The 23,612-nt window shown below is 60.2% G+C and carries 15 protein-coding genes and 1 tRNA gene; 2 read left to right on the forward strand and 14 right to left on the reverse strand.

Translation table 11 applies throughout. The annotated features are described in order from the left end of the window. The first annotated feature begins 26 nt into the window (after positions 1-26). Both SFUM_RS09990 and SFUM_RS09995 read left to right on the forward strand, forming a co-directional pair. A complete protein-coding gene (locus SFUM_RS09990; RefSeq protein ID WP_011698789.1) occupies positions 27-1,457 on the forward strand; it encodes a sigma-54-dependent transcriptional regulator in 1,431 nt (476 codons plus the stop codon). 405 nt (positions 1,458-1,862) lie between these two features. Next, a tRNA-Pro gene (locus SFUM_RS09995) sits at positions 1,863-1,940 on the forward strand. 966 nt (positions 1,941-2,906) lie between these two features. Here SFUM_RS09995 and SFUM_RS10000 read toward each other — a convergent pair. The 14 genes from SFUM_RS10000 to SFUM_RS10075 form a co-directional block, all read right to left on the reverse strand. Beyond that, the gene (locus SFUM_RS10000; RefSeq protein ID WP_011698790.1) at positions 2,907-4,325 is read right to left on the reverse strand and encodes an NADH-quinone oxidoreductase subunit N; all 1,419 of its coding nucleotides are present in this window, start codon (positions 4,323-4,325) and stop codon (positions 2,907-2,909) included. After that, positions 4,322-5,803, reverse strand: a complete 1,482-nt coding sequence (locus tag SFUM_RS10005) for a complex I subunit 4 family protein (RefSeq protein WP_011698791.1) — start codon at positions 5,801-5,803, stop codon at positions 4,322-4,324. The genes SFUM_RS10000 and SFUM_RS10005 overlap by 4 nt, the downstream gene beginning before the upstream one ends. Before the next feature lie 30 nt (positions 5,804-5,833). Continuing rightward, positions 5,834-7,747, reverse strand: coding sequence for an NADH-quinone oxidoreductase subunit 5 family protein (locus SFUM_RS10010; RefSeq protein WP_011698792.1), 1,914 nt, complete (start codon positions 7,745-7,747; stop codon positions 5,834-5,836). Next, positions 7,744-8,088, reverse strand: a complete 345-nt coding sequence (gene nuoK, locus SFUM_RS10015; protein WP_011698793.1) for an NADH-quinone oxidoreductase subunit NuoK — start codon at positions 8,086-8,088, stop codon at positions 7,744-7,746. The genes SFUM_RS10010 and nuoK overlap by 4 nt, the downstream gene beginning before the upstream one ends. Then, a complete protein-coding gene (locus tag SFUM_RS10020; RefSeq protein ID WP_011698794.1) occupies positions 8,085-8,603 on the reverse strand; it encodes an NADH-quinone oxidoreductase subunit J family protein in 519 nt (172 codons plus the stop codon). The genes nuoK and SFUM_RS10020 overlap by 4 nt, the downstream gene beginning before the upstream one ends. A 115-nt stretch (positions 8,604-8,718) precedes the next feature. Continuing rightward, positions 8,719-9,255 carry an NADH-quinone oxidoreductase subunit NuoI gene (nuoI, locus tag SFUM_RS10025; RefSeq protein WP_011698795.1) on the reverse strand — a complete coding sequence of 179 codons (537 nt, stop codon included), beginning with the start codon at positions 9,253-9,255 and terminating at the stop codon, positions 8,719-8,721. Positions 9,256-9,494: 239 nt separating this feature from the next. Continuing rightward, complete coding sequence (gene nuoH, locus SFUM_RS10035) at positions 9,495-10,490, reverse strand: NADH-quinone oxidoreductase subunit NuoH (RefSeq protein WP_011698796.1); 996 nt, start codon at positions 10,488-10,490, stop codon at positions 9,495-9,497. Positions 10,491-10,529: 39 nt separating this feature from the next. Then, positions 10,530-12,893: an NADH-quinone oxidoreductase subunit B/C/D gene (locus tag SFUM_RS10040; protein ID WP_011698797.1), complete on the reverse strand. Its 2,364-nt coding sequence runs from the start codon at positions 12,891-12,893 to the stop codon at positions 10,530-10,532. Further along, entirely contained in the window at positions 12,890-13,300 is a 411-nt protein-coding gene (locus SFUM_RS10045) for an NADH-quinone oxidoreductase subunit A (RefSeq protein WP_011698798.1), read from the reverse strand. The genes SFUM_RS10040 and SFUM_RS10045 overlap by 4 nt, the downstream gene beginning before the upstream one ends. Positions 13,301-14,033: 733 nt before the next feature. Further along, positions 14,034-14,354 carry an IS1182 family transposase gene (locus tag SFUM_RS10050; protein WP_041440261.1) on the reverse strand — a complete coding sequence of 107 codons (321 nt, stop codon included), beginning with the start codon at positions 14,352-14,354 and terminating at the stop codon, positions 14,034-14,036. A gap of 612 nt (positions 14,355-14,966) precedes the next feature. Then, positions 14,967-15,218 carry a hypothetical protein gene (locus SFUM_RS10060; RefSeq protein WP_150109474.1) on the reverse strand — a complete coding sequence of 84 codons (252 nt, stop codon included), beginning with the start codon at positions 15,216-15,218 and terminating at the stop codon, positions 14,967-14,969. After that, the gene (locus SFUM_RS23935; protein WP_011698800.1) at positions 15,215-17,032 is read right to left on the reverse strand and encodes an RHS repeat-associated core domain-containing protein; all 1,818 of its coding nucleotides are present in this window, start codon (positions 17,030-17,032) and stop codon (positions 15,215-15,217) included. The genes SFUM_RS10060 and SFUM_RS23935 overlap by 4 nt, the downstream gene beginning before the upstream one ends. Positions 17,033-17,372: 340 nt before the next feature. Then, positions 17,373-17,624: a hypothetical protein gene (locus tag SFUM_RS10070; RefSeq protein WP_041440268.1), complete on the reverse strand. Its 252-nt coding sequence runs from the start codon at positions 17,622-17,624 to the stop codon at positions 17,373-17,375. Positions 17,625-17,644: 20 nt separating this feature from the next. Next, positions 17,645-21,946: an RHS repeat-associated core domain-containing protein gene (locus SFUM_RS10075; protein ID WP_011698801.1), complete on the reverse strand. Its 4,302-nt coding sequence runs from the start codon at positions 21,944-21,946 to the stop codon at positions 17,645-17,647. Between the last annotated feature and the right edge of the window lie 1,666 nt (positions 21,947-23,612).

Consider the following 23,612-nt stretch of genomic DNA (forward strand, 5'->3'; position numbering starts at 1 on the left):
CCGTGTATCGGTTATTGGAGGGTCCCATGAAGCCGAAGATCCTGGTTGTGGACGATGAAATCAGCATTCTGCAATCGCTGCGCGGGGTATTGCAGGACGAGGGGTACCGGATCGGAGTGGCCGCCTCCGGGGAGGAAGCTCTGGAGGAGCTGCGCCGGGACACGCCCGACCTGATGCTGCTGGACATCTGGATGCCCGGCATGGACGGCTTGGCGGTGCTTGAGGAGATCAAGAAGAGTCACGCGCACCTCCCGGTCATCATCATTTCCGGCCACGGCAACATCGAAACGGCGGTGAAGGCGACCCGGATGGGGGCTTTCGATTTCGTCGAGAAGCCGCTCTCGCTGGAACGTATCCTGGTGTCCATCAAGAATGCCCTCGACTTCCACCGCCTCGAGGAGGAAAACCTCCTGTGGCGCCAGAAGGCGCACCGCACCAGTCACATGACGGGGCGGAGCGAAGCCGTTGAGTCGCTCCGGGAACAGATTCGAAGAGCCGCCCCCACCAACGCGACCGTGCTCATCACCGGCGAGAACGGTACCGGCAAGGAACTGGCGGCGCGCATGATCCACCAGCTCAGCAAGCGCAGCCACAGGCCCATGGTCGAAGTGAACTGTGCGGCCATCCCGGAGGATCTCATCGAGAGCGAGTTGTTCGGGCACGAGAAGGGCGCCTTCACGGGCGCGCACGAACGGCGCCGGGGCAGGTTCGACGTAGCCAACGGGGGAACGCTTTTCCTGGACGAAATCGGGGACATGAGCCTCAGAACCCAGGCCAAGATCCTGCGGATCCTTCAGGAACAGGTGTTCGAGCGGGTCGGCGGCTCCCGCACCATCCAGGTGGACGTCCGCGTGGTTGCCGCCACCAATAAGGATATCCAGAGGGAGATCGAGGCGGGCCGGTTCCGCCAGGATCTCTACTATCGCCTGAACGTCATCCCTATTTTCGTGCCCCCGTTGCGGGATCGGCTCCAGGACATCCCGCTCCTGGTGGAGGATTTCCTCGACGATATGGCGGCGGAGAGCGCCATGGGCCGCAAGGAAATCGACCCCGCGGTGTTCGGACCGCTGCAGCAGTACTCCTGGCCCGGAAACATCCGCGAGCTGCGCAATTTCATCGAACGGATGGTCATCATGACCCCGGGCCAGAGGATCGGACCCCGGGACCTGCCGCTCGATTTTCTCAACCGCCTGCCCAAGCCCCCCGAAGAAGCCGGTCCATACCAGTGCGCGACCCTCCGGGAAGCACGGTCGGTGTTCGAACGCGCCTACCTGCTGCGCAAGCTCGACGAATTCGCCTGGAACGTTTCCCTCACCGCGGCCCAGGTCGGGCTCGAGCGCAGCCATCTCCATCGGAAAATGAAAGCCCTGGGGATCCGCGAACGAGAAGAGACCCTCGACGCTCACGAGAGTCCCCCCAACGACGCCGAAGCGCGCAAGAGGGGCACGGGGGAGTGAAAAACGAAACAGCCGGCGCGGGAAGGGACCGGAAACGGGTTGGAGAAGCAGACCCCGGGAGGAGTGTTCCCCGGGCGAAGGGACAATCCGCAACGGGCCGCAGCTGTCGATGAAATCGGACAGAACACCCCCCGGGCGAAGGGACAATCCAACTGAAGGCGTGCCCCCTCTGCATTCGTCATCGGAATCTCCCCGGGCGAAGGGACAATTCGGTCCGGAGCGGGGATGAGGACCGACCGCTCCCTGACGGCGGTCCGCCGGGAAATGAATTTCCCCCGGGCAGCCGCCGGAAGCCTCTCCGGCGGAAGACGTGCCGCCTTGCCGCAGCGAATCGCCGAAGCGGCGGGAAGGGACAACCGGCTTGACACTCGTCCGTGTTGCTGCTAACTTATATTGTTACATCGTCGGGACGTGGCGCAGCCTGGTTAGCGCGCTTGCTTGGGGTGCAAGAGGACGGAGGTTCAAATCCTCTCGTCCCGACCATGATCGCAAAATCCCCGCGATACCAAGGCCCCTTCGACAGCGAAGGGGCCTTTTTTCATGCCTCTATGATGCCCGCCCTTCGGCAAGCACTCCTTCGAGCCGCGCGGCGGCCCCTCGCGATTTGAGCGAACCCAGGGGCGGCGTATCCCAAAACCGGATCTCGACACCCGCTCTTGCCCGGCTCGGACCGAGGTGCGTTCAAGACGACACAACACCTGCCCGTCGGGAGATGACACGGGCGGGATAAACTCCGGGGACCGTGCGGATCCGTAGGGTGGGCACGGTTCCTCCGTGCCCACGATCCGGCCGGGAGCTTCCCCATCGGGCCGATGGCCTGGCCAGGAGGGAACACAGTGCCCACGATCCGGCCGAGCCTCGTGCAGCCGCACTCGTCATGATCGCTGCGAAAGCGTGCGGCCGCCAGCCTCTTCAATGGGGCGTTCCACACGTCGGCTCCGGATCGTTCACGGCGCCAGGCGCTGGGGCAAGGGTATCGGAACCGTGGGCTGCGCTGTCGCGCATCCCACGGTTCCGATACCCTTGCCTCTTCCGTCGTAGCCGACCCACTAGGGGGCGGGCTTTGTGCCTTCCCGCCCGACGCCGTCGTCTTGAAAGCAAGCCGCCGTCAGTTACAGGAAAACGCGTTACCCGGCCTTGATTTCATACGGATTTACCTAGAAAATAGACTTCCTCGGGAGTCTGTTTTCATGCTTCGCGGGTGTCGCAGGGGGCATGGATAATTGCGTTCAAAATGATACTCTAAAAGCGTGGGGGACGTATCCCCCACACCCCCTCGCCGCTTCGCGGCTCCGTGTGGCGCTGCGGCGGCGGCCTTCGGCCAGTCGCCGACAGCGCCGAGCACTCGGCCTCACGCGCTTGCGCGTGTGGCCGAAACTTGGGGGGTGCGGGGGAATCATTCCCCCGCTCTTTTGTGCTTGAAAGATCCATCTTGCACGCAACTTCGTATCACAACAGCGCCTTGGCCGCGCTTTCGGCAACACGGATGATCTGGTTGGGAAAGAAACCCGCCGCCACCATCGCGATCACCAGCACGCCGGAGAGGAGCTTCAGCGGAGGGGAGACGCGGAGCGCGGGCAGTTCCTGCCGAGGCTCCAGGAGGTAGGCCGCCTTGATCACCAGCAGATAGTAATAGAGGGAAATGACGACGTTGATCATGGCGATGAGCACCAGCGTGAAATGCCCCTCCCCCATCGCCGCGACGAAGACCAGGAATTTGCCGGTGAAACCCACCGTGGGTGGAATGCCGGCCAGGCTGAACAGCGACACCATCAAAGCCAGCGCAAGGATGGGGGAGCGCCGGTGAAGGCCGGCCAGCTCTTCGACGCGCAGGTTCCCGCCGTCCGAGGCCACTTCCACCAGGACGAGAAACGCCGTGAATTTCATCACCAGCAGTGCGAACGCGTAGAACACCGCGGCGGAGTACCCCGCCGGATTCATGCTCAAGACCCCGATCAGCACGTAGCCGGCGTGGGCCACCGTCGAATACGCCAGCAGTCGCTTGAGATCCTGCTGGGCGATGGCCGCGAGATTCCCCACGGTCATCGAGACCACCGACAGCACCGCCAGCACGTGCACCAGGTACGTGCCGCCATCACCCGCCGAAGCGATCACCCGCACCAGCACACCGATGGCCGCGACCTTGGACGCCGTCGCGATATAGGCGGAAACCTGGTTCGCCGCGCCCTGGTAGGCGTCCGGCGCCCAGAAGTGGAACGGGAAGACGGCCAGCTTGAAGAAGAATCCGCTCAGGGTGAGGAGCAGTCCGATGACGACGGCCGGCTGGTGGATGATCCCGGGCAGCACCCGAGCCATCCCGTCGAGAGCGGCGATCCCGGATGCGCCATACAGCAGCGCGAGCCCGAAAATCATCACCCCTGAGGCGAAGATGCCCACCAGGAAATACTTGATGCCCGCCTCCAGCCCGAGGCCGCGGTCCCTGCGCAGGGCAACCAGCACGTACAGGGAATAACTCGACAGTTCCAGCGAAATGAATACGACCAGGAAGTGGTTGGCCCCGACCAGCAGCATCATGGCCAGCGTGCACACAAAGAGCAAGACGTAAAATTCCCGGCGGTTCCGTTCCTCGATATCGCTCAACTCCCCGCAGAGGGTGACGATCAGGAACAGGCCCGCGGCCAGCAGCACCTTGAAGACCTGCGAGAACAGGTCCACCTTGTAGGCCCCGGCGAAGCAATACCCTTCCGCTCCCACCGAGGCCAGGCACGCCGCAAGGCCCAGGGCCGAAAGCACAAGCGCCGCGACGTGCTCCCGCTTCGGGTCGGACCGCGCCGTCATCGACAGCAGCAGGAACCAGAGCGCCGACGTCAAGGTGATCAGCTCGGGGGCAAACGACATCCAGTTCATTTCGGCAACCCGTTCATGAAGGGAATCGATGCGGTTTGAATCACGTCGAACATGAGCGCGGGGTAGAGCCCGAAAAGCACCAGGACGAACGCCAGGATCATACGTGGAACGCCCAGGCCGAAGGAGACGTCGGGAAGGTGCGCGTGGCGCTCGTTTTCCGGTCCGTAAAAGGTCTTCTGCACCACCCGCAGCATGAACAGGGCGGTGACCACCAGGGCGAGCACGGCCACGATGCCCCGCACGGGGTAGACCTTGACGGCCGCGATGAAGACCACCAGCTCACCCCAGAAATTCGCCAGCCCGGGGACTCCCATTCCCGCCAGGGCCGCCAGGATGAAATACGCCGAAGCCACCGGCATGATCCGGCTCAACCCGCCCAGCTCCGGAATCATCTTGGTGTGGGTCCGGTCGTAGATATAGCCCACCGAAGAAAACAGCAGCGCGGTCATGATGCCGTGAGAAAACATCTGGAACACGGCCCCGTTGAGCCCGTCCACCGAGACAGTGGACAGCCCGAGGCCGACAACCCCCATGTGCGACACGCTCGAATACCCGATCACGTACTTGAGATCCGTCTGCCGCAGCCCCACCAGGGCGCCGTAGATGATGCCGACGGCGGCCAGCAACGCCATGAGCTGCGCCCAGTACTGCCAGCCCAGGGGGCAGAGGAAGATGCCCACGCGCAGGATGCCGAAGGCGCCGATCTTCATCAGCACGCCCGCGTGAACCATGCTCACCCCCGTGGGAGCGGCCACGTGCCCCACCGGAGACCAGGTGTGGAACGGCCAGACGCCGGCCAGGATACCGAAACCCAGGTAGAGCAGCGGGAAAGCGAACTTTTGAACGTCGGCGCTGAAAACTCCGGGCTGCATGAGCGCCACCACGTCGAACGTGTTCAGTCCCGACCGGGTGAACAGGTAGACGATGGCCGGCAGTATCAGGGCGCTCCCCGCCAGGAGGTACAGGGTGAGCTTCATGGCCCCGTATTCCTTCCTGGTGTGCCCCCAGACGGCGATCAACAGGTACATGGGAAACAGGGAAACGTCATACCAGACGAAAATGAAGAACAGGTCCATGCTCATGAAGAGCCCGAAGACCCCGAGCACCAGGAGAAAATAGAGAGCGTAGTATTCCTTTACCCGCGTTTCCAGCTCCCACATGGTGAGCACGCCCGTGAAGAACACAATTCCCGTCAGCAGCAGGTTGGGCAGGTTGAACCCATCCGCGGCATTGAAGTACTGAATGCCGAGCGAGGGGATCCACATCACTTTCTCCACGAACTGCAGACCGCCCTGGCTCTTGTCGTATGCACAGAACACGATGACGGACAGGACCAGGGTGATCCCCGAGAAAACCGCGCTCACCCGGCGGATCAGGGCCTTGCGTTCCTCGGGAATCGCCACGATCAGCAACAGCCCCGCCAGGCAACTGACGAGGATGGCGGAAAGGTATGGGAAACCGGCATCCGCGATCTGCATCGAGCTCGGAACTCTCCTTCGACGATATCGTTACAGGAAAAAGTAAACCGCCAACATCACCATGACCACAAACGTCGCCAGCAACCGGTACTGGATCATGCCCGACTGGAGGGCGGACGCCAGCCGGCCCCCAAACACCGTGCCCCTGCACACGCCGTCGATGCCGCCGTCGATCACCTTGTCGTCATTGTCCTGGAACAGGCGCGCAATCCCCCGGTCGATCAGCCGGTCGAGCGCCAGGCGGTAGAAATGGTCGATGTACCAGCGTTCGGCAAACAGCCTGTGCAGCGCCGGAACGCGCTCCACGAATCCCACCCGGGGAGCGGAGCGCCGGCCGAATTCCACCCACGCCAGGCCGATCCCCGCCAATGCGAGAGCCAAGGCGATGTAGGGCACGAGGGCAAGGTAGCCTGAGGAATGAATCCCCGGCGGTGCCGATCCCCCCAGCAGGAAACGCTCCAGCGGCTTTTCAAGAAAGCCCAGCAGCACCGTGGCGGCGGCAAGGAGGATCAGCGGCCAGGTCATCAACCAGTGAGCGGTCCCGCCGTGACCGTGCTCCGCTTCCGATCCGCGGTCGCCTTCGTTTTGCCCGGCACGCTCCGCCGGCTCCCGTGGAAAAAGAAGGATGAAGACCAGCCGGAAACCGTAGTAGGCGGTCAGGAACACGCCCAGGAGTGCCGCCGTAAGCCACATGGGATTGGCAAGATCGCCCAGTCCCGCAAGGATCACCTCCTTGCTGAAAAACCCGGAAAGCGGGGGGAGGCCGGCAAGCGACCCAACGGCGATGACGGTGCAGACCATGGGCGCCTTGAGACTCCGCACGCCCAGGCGGCTCAATTCAAAAATATCGTTGGTCTGGTGCCTGTGGATGAACACCCCGGCGCAAAGGAACAGCAGCGCCTTGAATCCGGCGTGGGTCGTCAGGTGAAAGACGCCGGAAAAAAGGCTCCCGGCATCCAGGCCCATGATCATGAAACCCAGCTGGCTGATCGTGGAGTAGGCCCATATCTGCTTGATGTCCCGGCTCACCATGGCCATGGTGGAAGCCAGCAGCATGCTGACGGTGCCGATGGTCAGACCGACGGTCATGGCGACGGGGGACAGCAGGAAGAACGGGAAAAGTCTTTCGAAAAGGTAAACCCCCGCGGCCACCATGGTGGAGGAATGCAGCAGGGCACTCACCGGGGCCGGACCTTCCATGGCGTCCGGCAGCCAGGTCATCAGCGGGAACTGCGCGCTTTTTCCGATGATCCCGCCAAAGATGAGGACGGCGGAAAGCGTGAGGAGGTTCGGAGGCATGCGCTGCGCCATCTCCGGACCGTCGATTTCCAGGATGTTGAGGTTGCCCAGGTGCAGCAGGACGAGCAACATGCCGATAAACAGCGCCACATCCCCCGCTCGCGTCATCACGAAGGCTTTCTTGCCCGCCTGGCTGGCGCTGAATTTCCGGTACCAGAAACCGATCAGGAGGTAAGACGACAGTCCGACCAGTTCCCAGAACACGTAGAGCTGGAACAGGGTCGGAGCAATGACCAGGCACATCATCGCCCAGACGAAGAGCGACATGAAGGCGAAATAGCGCGAAAAACCCGTGTCGCCGGCCATGTATCCTAGAGAGTACACCTGGATCAGAAAACTCACCGCCGCCACGACCAGGAGCATGAGCAGGCTGACGGGATCGAGCAGATATCCCACGGGGATGCCCGTATCGCCGGAAATCATCCACCGGGTGGTGTATTGAACCGGTTTTCCGGTGTGCCAGTGAAGGCACAGCAGAACAACGGCGCCGACCAGGGAAACCGTGACGGCCCCGATGGACAGACCGGCGGACAGCCGCGGACGCGACCGGGTCAAGAGCATGATGAGGACAAAGGAGACGAAAGGCGCCACGGTTGTGAGCACGGCCGTCGTGAGCGTCATGTCCTCGGGCTGGAAGGGGCTCATTGCGGTCCTCGCCGTTCGAATGACTGCATGGCGTCACCCGCCTTCATAAGGTTGTACGCGGCCGGATCGAAAGAACCGGTCCGCCGAAACGCGTAGACGATGATGGCGAGTCCTATGGACACCTCGGTGGCGGCCACCGCCAGGATAAAGAGAACGAAAGCCTGTCCTTCCATGCTCTGCCAGCGCGCCGCCGCCCCGATGAAGGCGATGGAGGCGGCGTTGAGCATGATTTCCACGCCCAGCACGATCATGATCAGGTTGCGTCGAGCGACGGCGCAAAAGACACCGAGCCCGAAGAGCGCGCCGGCAAGCAGCAGGACATGGCCAAAGGGTACGATCATTCCACTTCCTCGACTTCGTTTCTTCCTTTGTGTCTTCCCAGGTGAAGGGCTCCCACCAGGGCCACCAGCAACAGCAGGGACACGATCTCGACGGAAAGCCAGTGATTCTGAAAAACATACCGGGCAAACTCCCGGGGGGTGGCCAGAACCGTCTGCAACGGGATTTCGGTCCCCGGGGTCGCCGATATCATGAGAATTCCGACCACGAGGTAAACGAGGCCGAAAACGGCGGCGGGCAGCCACTGGCCGGGAGGGAACATGAGCTCCCCGTACGATTCGATCCGGATCATCATGACGATGAAAAGAAACAGGACCATGATCGCGCCCGCGTAGATGATCACTTCGAAGGCCGCCAGGAGCGGCGCTCCGAAGAGATAGAAGAGCACGGCGGTGCCGAAGTAGGAGAAGATCAGGTAGATCACCGCGTGCACCAGGTTTCGGCGGGTGATGGCCATCGCCGTCGATGCGACGGTGATCCCCGCCACGATATAGAAGAGAAACGCATAAAGGGTCATACGCAACCCGCCCGTCCGAAGACGCCTCCCCGAAGACCGAAATTATGGAAGATTGCTCCGGAGTCCATGGCTTTTCTCCACGATGATCCGCGGAATCGGGCCCCGAAGGCCGCCGTTACGGAAGATTGCTCCGGAGGTCCACCGGCTCATCCTCCTGGACGTGTTCTCCCTTGCCGCCCACATCCGTGGTCACGCCGGCGTATTTGTAGAAGTTGTACTCCTTGTCCTTCCCCTGGTGGTCCACCAGCAGGTCCTCCTTCTCGTACACGAGCTTCAGAATGTCCCGTTCGCACGTTTCGAAAAAGGGGGTGAGTTGAATCGCCGAGGTCGGACAGGCTTCCTCGCAAAGCCCGCAATAGATACAGCGCGCGAAATTGATCCGGAACCAGGCCGCGTGGCGGCGCCCGTCCTCCCTTTCCGCGGCCTGCATGGAAATGCAGCTCACCGGGCAGACCGCCGAACACAGATAGCACGCCACGCACCGTTCGCCGCCGTCCGGGTCGCGCGTCAGAACGATCACCGCGCGCGTCCGGGCGGGCAGAGCGCGTTTGACCTCCGGGTATTCCTCGGTCACCGGCTTGCGAAAAAGGTGCACGAACGTAGTGGCGAATCCCGATGCAAGCGCTCTGACCGCTTCCCATGCCGACGACATGACCTCAAGCCTTCCTTCTCTTCGGGGTCAAACCTACACTTTTCACATCCCTGCACTTTTCACAAGCTTCCAGGGGCCGAGGGGATCGCAACGAACCATGAAAACCTTTGGGGCCGAGGGCATTTTCGCGCAAATGCGGCAATCCCGATCCGGCAAGGTTTTCAGGACCGCGGCTCCCGGCCCGGCCGCGGGGCCATTCCGCTCCACCGCGGCACCCGCGCCCGCAGGAACGCCGGACATCACTTCCCCATCCACAGTACCCAGGCTCCCGTCACCATGATGTTGACCAGGGCGAGAGGGATCAGGACCTTCCAGCCGAGCGCCATCAATTGATCGTAGCGCAGCCGGGGCAGTGTGCCTCGCACCCAGATCATGATCAGCGCCACCAGGACGATCTTGATGAACAGCCAGACAACGGGCGGCAGAAGCGGCCCGTGCCAGCCCCCGAGGAAAAGCACCGCGACGAGGCCGCCCAACACCTGCATGTTGACGTACTCTCCGAGAAAGAAGAGCCCGAAACGCATCCCGCTGTATTCCGTGTGGAAGCCGGCGCCCAGCTCGTTCTCAGCTTCGGGCAGGTCGAACGGAATCCGTTTGATCTCCGCCATCGCGCTGATCACGAAAATCGCGAAAGCGACCGGCTGCGTCAGGATGAACGGGTACTTCTCCTGGGCTTGAACGATATCCACCAGGCTGAAAGAACGTGCCTGCATGACGACCGGCACGATGGCCAGTCCCAGGGACAGCTCATAGCTGATCATCTGGGCCGCGCCCCTTATCCCCCCCAGAAGGCTGTACTTGGAATTGGAAGCCCAGCCGCCGAGGGCGACTCCGTAGACTCCCAGGGACGACAGCGCGAAGAAGTAGAGCAGGCCGACGTTGAGGTCGGCCACCACGAGCGGTATCTTCATGCCCCACAGCGTCACGTCCTTCCCGAAGGGAATCACGGCGAACACGAGCAGCGCCGTGGCGGCAACCACCGCCGGAGCCAGCATGAAAATGGTTCTCTCCGCCCCCTCGGGCACGGTGTCTTCCTTGGCGACCATCTTGACGATGTCGGCGATGGGCTGAAGCAGGCCGAATTTTCCCGCCCGGTTGGGTCCGTAGCGGATCTGGAGCCGCGCCAGGAATTTGCGCTCGAGCCACACGAGGTAGGCGGCCACGAGGAGCAATACCGCCAGCACGATCGTCAGCTTGGCGATCAAAACAAGAAAACCCGCCGTCCAGTTCAGCATGTCTTCCACCGTCGGATTACCGTCATTCCAAGCGCCGCCTCACCGATCGATGTCGGGCAGGATGTAGTCGACCGACCCGATGATCGCGATGAGGTCCGCGATGCTTTCCCCCCTGGCCAGGAGCGGCATCACCTGGACGTTTGCGAACCCCGGCCCTCGAATCCGCATGCGGTACGCGTATCCGAGGCCGTCGCCGACCACGTAGTACCCCTGCTCGCCCCGCGGAATCTCGCAGGACACATAGGCTTCACCCTTCGGGATTCTCGGCCCGCGGGTGACGTTGACGAAATGATGGATCAGGCTTTCGATGTTCTTCAACGTATCCCGGCGGTCGGGAATCACGTAACGGTAATCGTCCGTCACATGACGACCGGAAGGCATGTTCGCCGCCGCCTGCTCGATGATCCTCAGGCTCTGGCGCATCTCCTCGACCCGCACCAGGTAGCGCGCATAGCAGTCTCCTTCGACCGCCGTGGGAACCTCGAACTCGAAATTCTCATAACCCGAATAGGGGAACTTCCTGCGAAGATCCCACTCGAGACCGCAGGCCCTCAGGTTCGGCCCGCTCACCCCCCAGTCCACGGCATCCTCGCGGGAAATCCGCCCCACGCCCTGCGTCCTGGCCTTGAAGATGGGGTTTTTCCGGATGAGGCTCTCGTATTCCCGGAGGCGGCCCGGAAAGATCCTCACCAGAGCGTCCACGGCTTCCTTCCAACCCTCCGGCAGGTCCGCCGCGACGCCCCCAAGCCGGAACCAGGAAGGATGGAGCCTCCCCCCGGTGATGAGCTCAACGATGTCGAGAATCATCTCCCGTTCGGTGAACGTATAGAAATTGGGGGTCATGGCGCCGACGTCATGGGCATAGGTGGCGAACCAGACCAAGTGATTGCTCAACCGGAACAGCTCGCTGAGCAGCACCCGGATGACCTGGGCGCGTTCGGGAACCTTGATGTCCGCAAGCGTTTCCACGGCCATCACGTAGGGGAGATCGTTGGCGGCCCCGGCCAGGTAGTCCACCCGCGCGCAGTAAGGGATGAACTGGTGCCAGGTCTGGCGCTCTCCGATCTTCTCCACGCCGCGATGATGGTAGCCGATCTCCAGCTCGAGATCGGAAATTTCCTCCCCGTCGAGCGACACGACGTAGCGCAGCAAGCCGTGTGTGCTGACATGGCTGGGACCGATGTTGAGCACGAGCCGGTCCCCTCCGGGGTCTTTTGTGAATATTCCTCCGTCCGGAGGCTGATGAACCCGGGCATCGCCCAGGGTATACGGAGCCATCTGCGTGGCCCGTCCGGGATAGTCCTTTCTCAGGGGATGCCCTTCCCAGTCGTGGGGCATCATGATCCGGCGCAGGTTCGGATGCCCCTCGAAACGAATCCCGAAAAGATCGTACACTTCCCGTTCGTACCAGTTCGCGGACGGCCAGATGTCCGTAATGCTCGGCAAGGCCGGCTGCCGGCCGTGGAGACCCGTCTTGAGGCGCACTCTCCCCGCGGGCTCGAAGGAAAGGAGGTGATAGACCATCGTCCAGTCGGGATAAGCGCTCCGGTCGCGTCGGGCGGACTCGTCGACGGCCGTGAGGTCATCCAGGCGAAGGAACCTCGGTGAAGCCTCCTTCTTGAGAAAACCCAACACATCCTTCAGGCGGTTCGTCTCGACGTGGAACGTGGGCATGTCCGAGGTGAATGGCTCTTCGCGGACCGCATCGCCGAAGCGCTCGCTAAGCACGCGGGCCAGTTCCTTTTCCCTTTCGCTCGATTCGATGCGCCGCGCGGGCGGCGTCCACATGAGATCGGAGCGGCTTCCCGTGAAGGCCGGGGGGGTGTTGGCCGTTCCGCGGATGACCGTCCCTTCCATCCCGGGACCTCGCGGGTCGCGGGATTTGGTCGCACCATCCACCAATACGGGGCGAGTGCTCCCCTGGGAACCTCCCGGCAGATGCAGCACCGAACGGGCCGGCCGCTCCTCGGCGGCGATCTTCTTCTGAAGAAGCGTGAGCCCCTGCAGTACCGCCTCGGGCCTTGGCGGACAACCGGGGATGTAAACGTCCACGGGCAAAATCTGGTCGATTCCCTGCACCACGCTGTAAACGTCGTACATGCCCCCGCAGTTGGAACAGGACCCCATGGAGATCACCCATTTGGGCTCCGCCATCTGTTCGTAAAGGCGCAGGACGACCGGAGCGATCTTCTTGAACACCGTTCCGGAGACGATCAGGAGATCGGCCTGCCTGGGTGAAGGACGCAACACCTCGGCGCCGAACCGGGCCATGTCGTAGCGCGGCGTGAAGGCTGTCGCCTCCTCGACAAAACAGCAGGAAAGCCCGAAAAACAGCGGCCAAAGGCTGTATTTGCGCGACCAGTTGAGCACGAAGTCCGCCGCGCTCAGAAAACGGTCGCTCATTTTTTCCCGTACGACGGCCTCCAATCAAGCCCTCCCTTTTTCCAGACGTACACCAGCCCGACCAGCAACAAGCCGATGAAAAAAGACATCTGCAGCCATCCCGCCCAGCCCAGTTCCTCGAAGGCGACGGCCCAGGTCAGGATGTAGGCGCCTTCCATATCGAAAATCAGGAAAAAGATCGCCACCAGGTAAAATGGAACGGGGTAGCGCAGGCGCGCCGACCCGGTGGGAATGATACCGCATTCGTAAGGCCGGGCCTTTTCGACGCCGGGCTTTCGTTCTCCCAGCCACCACGCGACGAACAACTGGACGGCCACGAAAGCCGCCACCAGCACGGCGTAGACCGCCAGGCTGAACATGCCCGGTTCCCAGGGCGACAGCGATCCATCGGGGGATATGGGTTGCATGCCTTCTCCACAGCTCCATCGAGCATCCACGCCCGGTCCGCCGGGCCGCATTCCGCCAATGCGCATGATTTCGCGGCTCAACCCGGGCGTCGTATTACCTCACGCAACGACGCCACGGCGCGACGAAAGCCTCCTGCTTGCGTCGGCCGACTTCCGCAGGCAGACGCAAAGCCGCTCGACCGGACGATCTCACCCCGTCGCGCGCCGGGGCACGACTCCCCTCTTTTCCACCAACTCATTCGTTGCGGCGTTGCTCCGTGGCGTGAGACCGGGTCGCGTTGAAAATGCCGGCATTGGGCGGGAGGGCATAAAGTCCACCCCTTTTCTACGTCTGACGTGCACATCGGTCCGTAAGGGCTGGGTTTATCCCCGCCCGCGCCACCTCCCGATGGGCAGGTGTTGTGTCATCTTGAACGCGCCCCGGTATCAGTCTTGCCGTTTACCGGCCAAGTTAAGACTGAAACGGCTTGTAGTAAACGACCTGATTCGCGGTGCACGCAATAAAAGGGGCTTCATCCCTCAAGGCGGCCAAATGGAACATTGAATCGGGAGGCTTCGGGCGACGCCGCGGCTGAACCGCTCTTCATCGTTCAAGCGTGCCCGCGGGGAATGACGATTTCTGTGAGAATACCCTCGGCCTGAAGGATTTTCATGTTCCGTTGCGGACCCGCGCTCACGGCAATTTGTGAGAAGCGGGTTTTGTGAAAAGTGTAGGTTTGACCCCGTAGTCCACTCAGATGGAGTCATGATCCGGGTGCCGGTTGGCAGCAATCACCCGGAAGGCAACGTCTTCATGGGTTCTCTTCTCGATCTGACGGGAACTGGGAAACCCTGTGCAATAAGCATAGAAGAGAAGCGCGGTCATCATTCCGGGTTCATACGGGGGTTGACCCCGACCGTCTCCCTTGTAGGAGGCGTACAGTTCCGAGAGGTCCAGCTGCTCGACCACATCCAAAATGAAGTGGGCCAAGTGTCCCTCGGGGAGCCAGTCCAGCAACGAGGGTGGGAGCAGCAGCAGTTGCTTTCGGTCGCAGGATTTGAACATCTTTTCCATAGTGGAGCCATGATACCATAAAATGGCTTCCAATGCGAATTCTCCGACACGCTCCTAGTCAGTCGATGCTCCGAAACTCCTGTTTGAAAAATCGTTTGGACATGGCATGGAACCGAAGATTTTCTGGTCCGCCTCGGGCGGAACGGGTCGAGAACACAGGAATTCTTTCCGAAACGACCCTAATCCTGATGGGTGACTGGTGCGGCAGAAACTGACCGCGAAAACCCAAGGAAACTGCGGGAGCTGCGAGGATGTTGGTGACGATTGCACATAGCAGGAAAGCAATGAGCGAAAGGCGGTCCGCCCCAAGAGGCAAACTCGGCCTGGATCGTTTTTCGCAAAATGGTGTCTTCCTTGCCTTGGGGGAGGTTTTTACTCTTGACCCCAGCCTTTTAAATGGGTGACCCCGTAGTCCACTCTCCGTTCTTCCCCCGGTCCCGCGACCACATGCTCGTGCACGCGGTGCTGCACGATTCGCCGCGGGAATACACACAGCATCATGAGTAATTGTTAAAAGTGAAAAGTGTAGATCTGACCGATTAATCCACGAAGTGTGACCATTTTGAACTTATCTATTTGGATGAAGTATATATATTGATCTATAGCTTACTTTCAGATCTCACCTTGCTTATAGAATGCATAAAGTCTAGCAATTATGCTGTAACCAAAATCTGCTAAGTCTTTTTCAGTAAAATCAAGTTCTTCAAAAATGCTATCATCATATTCCTTAAATGTAATAATAACATCTTTTATCCATTTTGACGGTTTATCACTTATTTGAATTAGATCATCCATAGTGATTTTAAGTTTGGAATTAGCAGATCTTTCCAAACCTATCATCACAGCTCTTTTTTGTTTTGTCATTTTGTACCCCATGGTGGGAGTGGTGGCGTTATATCGCTTCCCTGTAAGCAACGGGCATAACGTGCGTACGCTTGACGTTCACATATTGCATACGCTGTTTTTCCATCTCTCTTGCCAAGCGCTGAACAGGTGGCCAAGTCCCTTGTCAAATTTTCTTCACACTTTCGTTCGAGGTCATCTTCTTTACATGGCTCCGATATGGCATATCCTGCGGCCACACCAATCCCTGCACCAATGGCCGCACCGATAACTGCTCCTGGGGGACCACCAATAAAGCTGCCAGCCCCAGCACCGATCGCAATGGTGTTCTCACCTGCCAGATCGATCTTGTTGATAGGATCATTCTCCGTGTAAACATACGGATTGATCCCGCCTGCTAATCCTATCGGGTCAGGGGTCATGTACCTCCCGGTTTTTGGATCATAGTACCGGTGCCGGTTGTAATGCAAGCCCGTCTCGGCATCGTAGTACTGACCCGGGAAGCGGAAGTTGTTGACGACGGTGGAGGCGGGATGGATCGTCGCTTCGCCGAAGCCGTCGTAGGCGGCTTCCCAGACCGCGGTGTTGGTGGAATCGGTCATGAGCTCGGGCGTTCCCAGGAGGTCGTTGTGAGTGAAGTACACGCACACCTTGGTGTTCCCCGAACAAACGGCCCCGGCGCCGGGATCGGCCATCGCAAGGCGGCTCCTTCCGTGGTGGATGTACTCCTTTTGAATGCCGCCGCCGGTTCCCTCGGCCTCGCAGACGAGGTTCCCGCTAAAATCGTAGAGATAGAGCGTCGCGACCCCTCCCGCCGTCTTTGCCGCCCTCTGGGCGAACCCGTTGTAGACGTAGGTGCCTAAGGGGTTTCCGTCTTCGGAGACTCCGATCAAACGGTTTTCCTGGTTGTAGGTGAAAACCCGGTTCGTTCCCGAGGCGATAAGGATCGTGTTCCCGTTGGCGTCATAGTCGAAGGTTTTGCCTTGCGCGGTCGCGACGGCGCTCAGGCGGTTCGTTCCGGCAGCGTAGGCGTAAGTTTCGCTCACCGAGGCGTCAACGATGGTGTGAAGCTGGTTTTCCGCGGAGTCGAAGTCGTAGGCTTTTGTCAGCTGCGGGCGCTCGGCAAGGCTCAGCCGGTCCAAGGTGTCGTAGGCGTAGACGCGGTTCACCCACGGAGTGGAGGCCGTGCCCGCGATCGTGTGAAGCTGCCCGTTGGGGTAGTAGGTGAAGTCGCGCTGCATGGAGGCGCCGCGATTTGCCGCGGTGAGACGCCCGTTGAGATCGTATTCGCTCACCACGCTCCCGGCGTTTCCCCAGCCCATGCCGGTGGCCTGGCCGAAAGGCTGGTAGGTGAGGTTCTCGAGGATGGTCGTGGCCGATTCGGCCCCGTAGGTCGTGCTCACCCCGGTGAGCTTGCATCCGCAACCCGCGCGGCTGTAGGTCACCGTCCTGCCGCTCGGATAGGTCAGCTGGTTCACTCGGCCCGCGGGGGAAAACGTGCGCGAGAGGGTGAATTGAAACCCCGAAACGGTGGATTTCTTCTCCTTGAGCCTTCCCCTGGCGTCGTAGTTCAAGAGGGTAGTGCCGGAAGGATCCGTGACGGTGGTCGGATGCCCCTTGCCGTTTGCGCGCTGGTCGTAGGTGTAGCTCACCGTGTAGGCGCCAAGATCCCCCACGGCCGGGTAGCTCGCCTCCTTGATCCGGTAGAGAAGGTCGCTGGTGTAGTCCGTGCGGATGCCTCGTGCATCGATCCTCCACACCAGGGTCCCTTCCGCCCGGTACCCGTACGTGGTGGTCCCGGAATCCGCGGAACCGACCCCGATGAGGTTCCCCATGTCGTCGTACGTGTACGTGGTGGTGTGCCCAAGGGCGGGATTGGCCGGATCGCCCGGCCAGGAGGGGATTCGCCACGGTGGTTACGCGCCTTTTGCCGGCAACCTTTGTGACGGCGTAAGAGCAAATCCGATTGCAGGAATCCGCCACATCCGCCTGGCTGCCGCTCACGCAGCTCACAGAAAACAGCCCCTTGGCGCCCAGGAGAGAATATCGATTTCTGTCGGGACAGCCAGGAATTGCAGTGTTCGCAGAACTGACCGCCAACCCCTTCGACAGCTCCGGTCGTCGATTCGGGTGTAAAAGTGAAAAGTGTAGGTTTGACCCCGTAACCGATACTGTTCACCTTCCTCTAGCGAAAGCTATTAGAGTTAGAAAAAATACTGCTATTCCAATGAATCCGACAATCCGCAGAGAAATAATATAGCTGTGACTCTTCATCCACTCAAGAAATGGGTTGAGTCTGGCAGCTGATGGGTATCGGGCGAAGTATTTAAGGGCTGCCGTCTGAATTTTATCTGGGAAAAAGAAGCACGCTACCCCGCCCAATAAGAAAGTTGAGGCGATCATCAAAGTACCCAGTTCATTTTTCATTGGATTCTCAACTCCTTATCTTACCACCCGAATCCGAATTTTGTTACTTTCCAAGAGTAATGGTAACTTGCCCCAGCTTGAGGGGATACAAAGCCGACCTCCGTGCCGGTGCCGACACCAGGGGTCCATGTTTCCCCGCCGCCCCCCCAGAATCCCGCACCAGCGTTGAAGCTATGACCAGACAAGAAATTATCCAATGTCTTTTCGCAGGGCTTTTCGCTTGTATCCAACCATCCTACTGTCGCGCTAAGAGAAAAAACTGTTGCCGCTTTTCCAACAGTTCCACCGGGCCCCGCGTAAAAATTACCATATCTATCCAAAGCTACCTGTGCGGTGCCTCCAAGCAATGTGGCTGTCCACGGGGTTGGGATTGCTATATTAAAGTTAATTGATACATAGTCGGGAAACCGCCAGAGTCCGTAGAGATCAATGAAATTGATCGGGTCGTTTTCCGCATAAGTGTAAGGATTGATCCCCCCTGCAAGCCCGATGGGATCAGGGGTCATGTACCTTCCGGTTTTGGGATCATAGTACCGGTGCCAATTGTAATGCAAGCCCGTCTCGGCATCGTAGTACTGGCCCGGGAAACGGAAGTTGTTGACGACGGTGGAAGCGGGATGGATCGTCGCTTCGCCGAAGGCGTCGTAGGCGGCTTCCCAGACCGCGGTGTTGGTGGAATCGGTCATGAACTCGGGCGTTCCCAGGAGGTCGTTGTGGGTAAAGTACACGCACACCTTGGTGTTCCCCGAACAAACGGCCCCGGCGCCGGGATCGGCCATCGCAAGGCGGCTCCTCCCGTGGTGGATGTACTCCTTTTGAATGCCGCCGCCGGTTCCCTCGGCCTCGCAGACGAGGTTCCCGCTAAAATCGTAGATATAGAGCGTCGCGACCCCTCCCGCGGTCTTTGCCGCCCTCTGGCCGAACCCGTTGTAGACGTAGGTGCCTAACGGGTTCCCGTCTTCGGCGACGCCGATCAAACGGTTTTCCTGGTTGTAGGTGAAAACCCGGTTCGTTCCCGAGGCGATGAGGATCGTGTTCCCGTTGGCGTCATAGTCGAAGGTTTTGCCCTGCGCGGCCGCGACGGCGCTCAGGCGGTTCGTTCCGGCAGCGTAGGCGTAAGTTTCGCTCACCGAGGCGTCAACGATGGTGTGCAGCCGGTTTCCCGCGGAGTCGAAGTCGTAGGCTTTGGTCAGCTGCGGGCGCTCGGCAAGGCTCAGCCGGTCCAGGGTATCGTAGGCGTAGACGCGGTTCACCCACGGCGTGGAGGCCGTGCCCGCGACGGTGTGAAGCTGCCCGTTGGGGTAATAGGTGAAGTCGCGCTGCATGGGAGCGCCGCGATTTGCCGTGGTGAGACGCCCGTTGAGATCGTATTCGCTCACCACGCTCCCGGCGTTTCCCCAGCCCATGCCGGTGGCCTGGCCGAAGGGCTGGTAGCTGAGGTTCTCGAGGATGGTCGTGGCCGATTCGGCCCCGTAGGTCGTGCTCACCCCGGTGAGCTTGCATCCGCAACCCGCGCGGCTGTAAGTCACCGTCCTGCCGCTCGGATAGGTCAGCTGGTTCACTCGGCCCGCGGGGGAAAACGTGCGCGAGAGGGTGAATTGAAACCCCGAAACGGTGGATTTCTTCTCCTTGAGCCTTCCCCGGGCGTCGTAGTTTAAAAGGGTGGTGCCGGAAGGATCCGTGACGGTGGTCAGATGCCCCTTGCCGTTTGCGCGCTGGTCGTGCGAGTACGTCACGGTGTAGGCGGCAAGATCCCCCACGGCCGGGTAGCTCGCCTGGTTGATCCGGTAGAGGGCGTCGTTCGAATAGGTCGTTTGGATGTTTCTCGCGTCTATCCTCCACCAGATGGTCCCCTCCGGCCGGTACCCGTAAGTCGTGGTCCCGGAATCCGGGGAACCGACCCCGATGAGGTTCCCCATGTCGTCGTAGGTGGTGGTGGTGGTGTGGCCAAGGGCGGGATTGGCCGGATCGCCTTCCGGATCGACCACCTTGGCGAGGTTCCCCTGTGAGTCATATTCGAAATGGGTCACGGCATTCCCGGGCCGGGTGATGGAAATCACCCGGTTGAACGCGTCGTAAGCGTAGTCGGTCTGGTTCCCGTTGGGATCGACAACGGATCGCACGTTGCCCGAGGCGTCGTACTGGGTGCGGGTGTGGGTGACGCCGTCGGCTTCGTATTCCTTGAAAAGAAGCCCCGGATAGTCCGAACCCGAATAGCTCCAGGTCCTCTCCCTGGTGATTTCATCGGCGGCCGTGAGGTGCTGCACGCTCGTGAGATTGCCCGCCGCGTTGAAAATGGTCTTTACATAATTACCCTCGTGATCGGTCACCCGCCGGGGCTGCCCGTAGGTGTTGTCGTAGGTGTGGGACTCGTTGACCCCGTCCTCGTCCGTTCGCGTCGCGGGAAGCCCCGCGACGTTGTACGTCACGGTGCGCACGCTCGAGTCGGCCGTGTTGTGGATTTCTTTTATCCTTCCCCGGCTGTCGTAGACGAAGGTTTGTTCCTGGGCGTTGACGTCGGTCAGCTTTCGCGGGTTCCCCGCGGCGTCGAAGTTGGAAAACACCGTGGCCCCAACGAGCGGCCGGGTAACGGACAAGAGATCGTTCGTCGTCGCATCGTAGGCAAAGGTCGTCGTGTCGCCGGTTCCCGAACGCGGCCCGTCGATGGTGAGCACCTGTCCCCCGGCGTTGTAGGTCAGGGCCGTAACGTATTCGTAGGACGCCACGGTTCCCGCCACCGTCTTGCGGTAGCCTTTCTCGATCTTGCGGTAGAGCAACTTCGTGGGGCTCTCGTTGTAGACGGCCGGGTCGTCACCCGCGGCCGCCGGATCGTCGTAATCGAAGATCGTCTCCTTGTTGCCCGCTCCCAGCACACTGGCTTCGGTGCGGGTGAGCACCACGTTCATGCTCGGATGCCAGGTGTAGGCGATGGTGCGGGGCTGCGCGCTCCCCGCCGCCAGAATCACCGTCTGAGGATAGCCCCGCACGATGAAGTTCCGAAACTGGTTGACGACTCCCCTGGGGAAGGTCGCGTCCGTGAGGTTTCCCGTGCTCGCATCATAGGTCCAGGCAAGGGCGTTGCTTGCCGCATACGGGGCGTTGGCGGCCTTATCAGGGTCGCCGGGGTAGGCCGGATTCACCACCGCCGTCACGCGCTTTCTCCCCGCAACCGTTGCGACGGTGTAGGAGCGCACCCAATTGTACGGATCCGTCACGTCCACCTGGGTGTCGCTCACGTAACTCACGGAAAACGATCCCCTGGCGCGCCGGCTCCGATGCCAGGCGCACCGGTCCTGGGCGTCGTAGGTCCATTCGAACAGGGTATGGTTGGCCTTGTTTTGCGTGAGGGTCAGGTTGTGCACGTCGTTGGCGTCGGCATACTCGTAAGTGAACCCCGAGTTGTCCGCATAGAGCACGGAAGTGAGGTTGGAATTTGCATCGTAGGTGAAGGTCGCGACGGTCCCCGTCGAGGTCGTGTTGGGAAGCGGCCCGGTGATGGTTTCGAGCAGCCCGGAACCGTTGTAGCTGAAGGTGAGTGCTCGGCCCGTGGATGGATCGCTCACCGTGGACGGGCGGTTCTGGGCGTCGTGGGTGAGGCTCAGCCGGTTTCCCGCGATGTCCTGGATGTGGAGCAGCAAACCCGTGGGAGAGAAAATGAATATCGTGCCGTCCAGCGGGTACCAGGCGTAATTGCCGTTCACGAGAACGAGCACTTTGGTGTGATCGTTGAAGGCGCCCCTGTAGACCCCGGCGCTCTCCTCGGTGAAATACCTGGCACGGCCCGTGGAGTCGACGACCTTGAGATAGGGGTCGGGGGAGACGGGAGGCGTCAGGCTCGCCCCGTAGGTGTGGGTCCACCCGGTGCCGAGGATCCCCGAGGTTTCGGCCCGGCTGTTGTAAGTCCTCCCGAAGGTCAGCCCCAAGCGGTGGGCGGAGGGGTAGGCAAGATCGGCCGCCGTCTCCACGGCGTTTCCGGTGAGGATGCTCACCGTCCCCCCCAGCACGTCTCCGCCGGGAAAGAACGCTTCGGTGTCCACCCCGTAGTCGAGGTCTTCCAGGGCCGGCTTGGCGCTCAGCGCTTCGCCGTGCCCCGGGCTCGGGGAAAGCCCGGTTGCGCCCTTGCCGCCGGCGTGGGCGGCCAATAGACAGCGCGCCGCCGAGGCGGTTTCGATTCGAGCGGTTTCCGTTAACGGGACCCAAGTGTCGTTTCCCGGAGAATTGAGGCCGGGCGCGACGGGCAAACCGGCCCAGACGAGAGGGCATGAGAGTACAAACACACACAGGAAAAACCGTGCCGATCTGCGAAATATCTTATTTGCCATCGTTGGCTCCTTCTCCGCCAGGAAAGAAGAATCTGTGCCGAACCGGCTTCAAATTCAGCCGCGCGCAAGAACACCGGAACAAGCTGGATACGATGCCTTAATTAAATGAGCGACATAACCATCAACCAAATCATGATTCAGTGCGAGCTTGGCCCGTTCCCGACAAGGCTCGTGCGTGAGTGCTCATGACCCTCTGTGTTTCGCAAGAGTTCGTGAAATCATTCCTGCAGCCTTCCACGCCATCACTGTCGATTTGCTCTTCCGGAAATGCCGGGGGCTTTTCACTTGCATGTCCTCGTCCAAATCTTTATCCACCCCACGAAATCCTTACCGGTGGGCTGACAAGCCGAGCAGGGGGAACTCAAACCGCAGGTAGCGGTACTTCCGCACATCCCCGGAGAAGCTATCCAGACTTCGTACCTGAAGGCACCGTCGACGCAGACGGCACACACACTGCCCCAGTCACAACACCCCTGTGCGCCGGTTCTTACCCACTGGCTGTTCAGGTCTATGCAGGCAGATGTGGAGACCTTTCGTCCCATACCATCAAAGAGGTTAACGTGGACGGCGCCACAATCGCTCTCATCGACCGTGAGATTCAAAGTGCCGGTTTCCGGATCAACCTCGTATTCCACGGTACCCACATCCACTTGCCATGTGTATGGGGGTGATCCGCCAGATGGAGTGAAATTGTGAGTGCCAACCAGCAGACAACCCTCGCTGGAAAGGTTCTCAGTCGGTGGGATGATCGCAGGTTCCCACTGAGGCTGGATATTGACTTCTCCCGGCACACTTTGACCTATCCCGTTGCAGGGTTGTGCCACGGCAAGCCGCACCCCACCTGCGCTCAGGAAAAGACTGATGGCGAAAGCGAGCAGTAATAGACTTCCGTTGAATCGTCCCGGCTTGAACATGATCGCTCCTTTTGCTGCTGATCGGAAAACACTCGGTTGAGACTGGCACTCTATGACTGGCACTCTATGACTGGCACTCTATGACTGGCACTCTATGACTGGCACTCTATGACTGGCACTCTATGACTGGCACTCTATGACTGGCACTCTATGACTGGCACTCTATGACTGGCACTCTATGACTCATAAGTCATTAGATGGCTACGATACAGAATAGCATGGCAATGTCAACACGTTTTTTTAAGATTTTTGTTAAAAAATTCTAATGTATTTCTTATGACACAATGGACAGTCTTTGTCATTTACTCATTTATATGACTCCATTGAATGTTGAAAATATTATCAAGAAAATGAGTGAGATTATGGTTCGTCTTGACTTGGCCTTTATGATTGCCTCCAATCAAATAACGCAACTTAGATGCTAATCCGCTTGACTGGATCTGATTTATCTCTCTTCTCTGAATCTCGGATCGGATGGAATATTGAATTCACGAATGTCCTTCCAGGCGCGGCAGGAGTCCGGAGGAACCATCGTTTCCTTCAACCCGCCCCCCTTCGGTCCCGCAGGCGCGATGCTTCGGTCCCGCAGGTCCGTCCCTGAGGCTTCCGGAACCTATCGACCGGACAACCGGCAAAATACATGGAAAATAGAATCGGGAGGTTTCGGGCGACTTAGCGGCGGGGCCGCTCTTCATCGTTCAAGCGTGCCCGCAGGGAATGACCATTCGTGTGAGGTGATGATATCATCAGTC

Origin of the sequence: Syntrophobacter fumaroxidans MPOB (assembly GCF_000014965.1) — a bacterium.
In the GTDB taxonomy this organism is placed as follows: domain Bacteria; phylum Desulfobacterota; class Syntrophobacteria; order Syntrophobacterales; family Syntrophobacteraceae; genus Syntrophobacter; species Syntrophobacter fumaroxidans.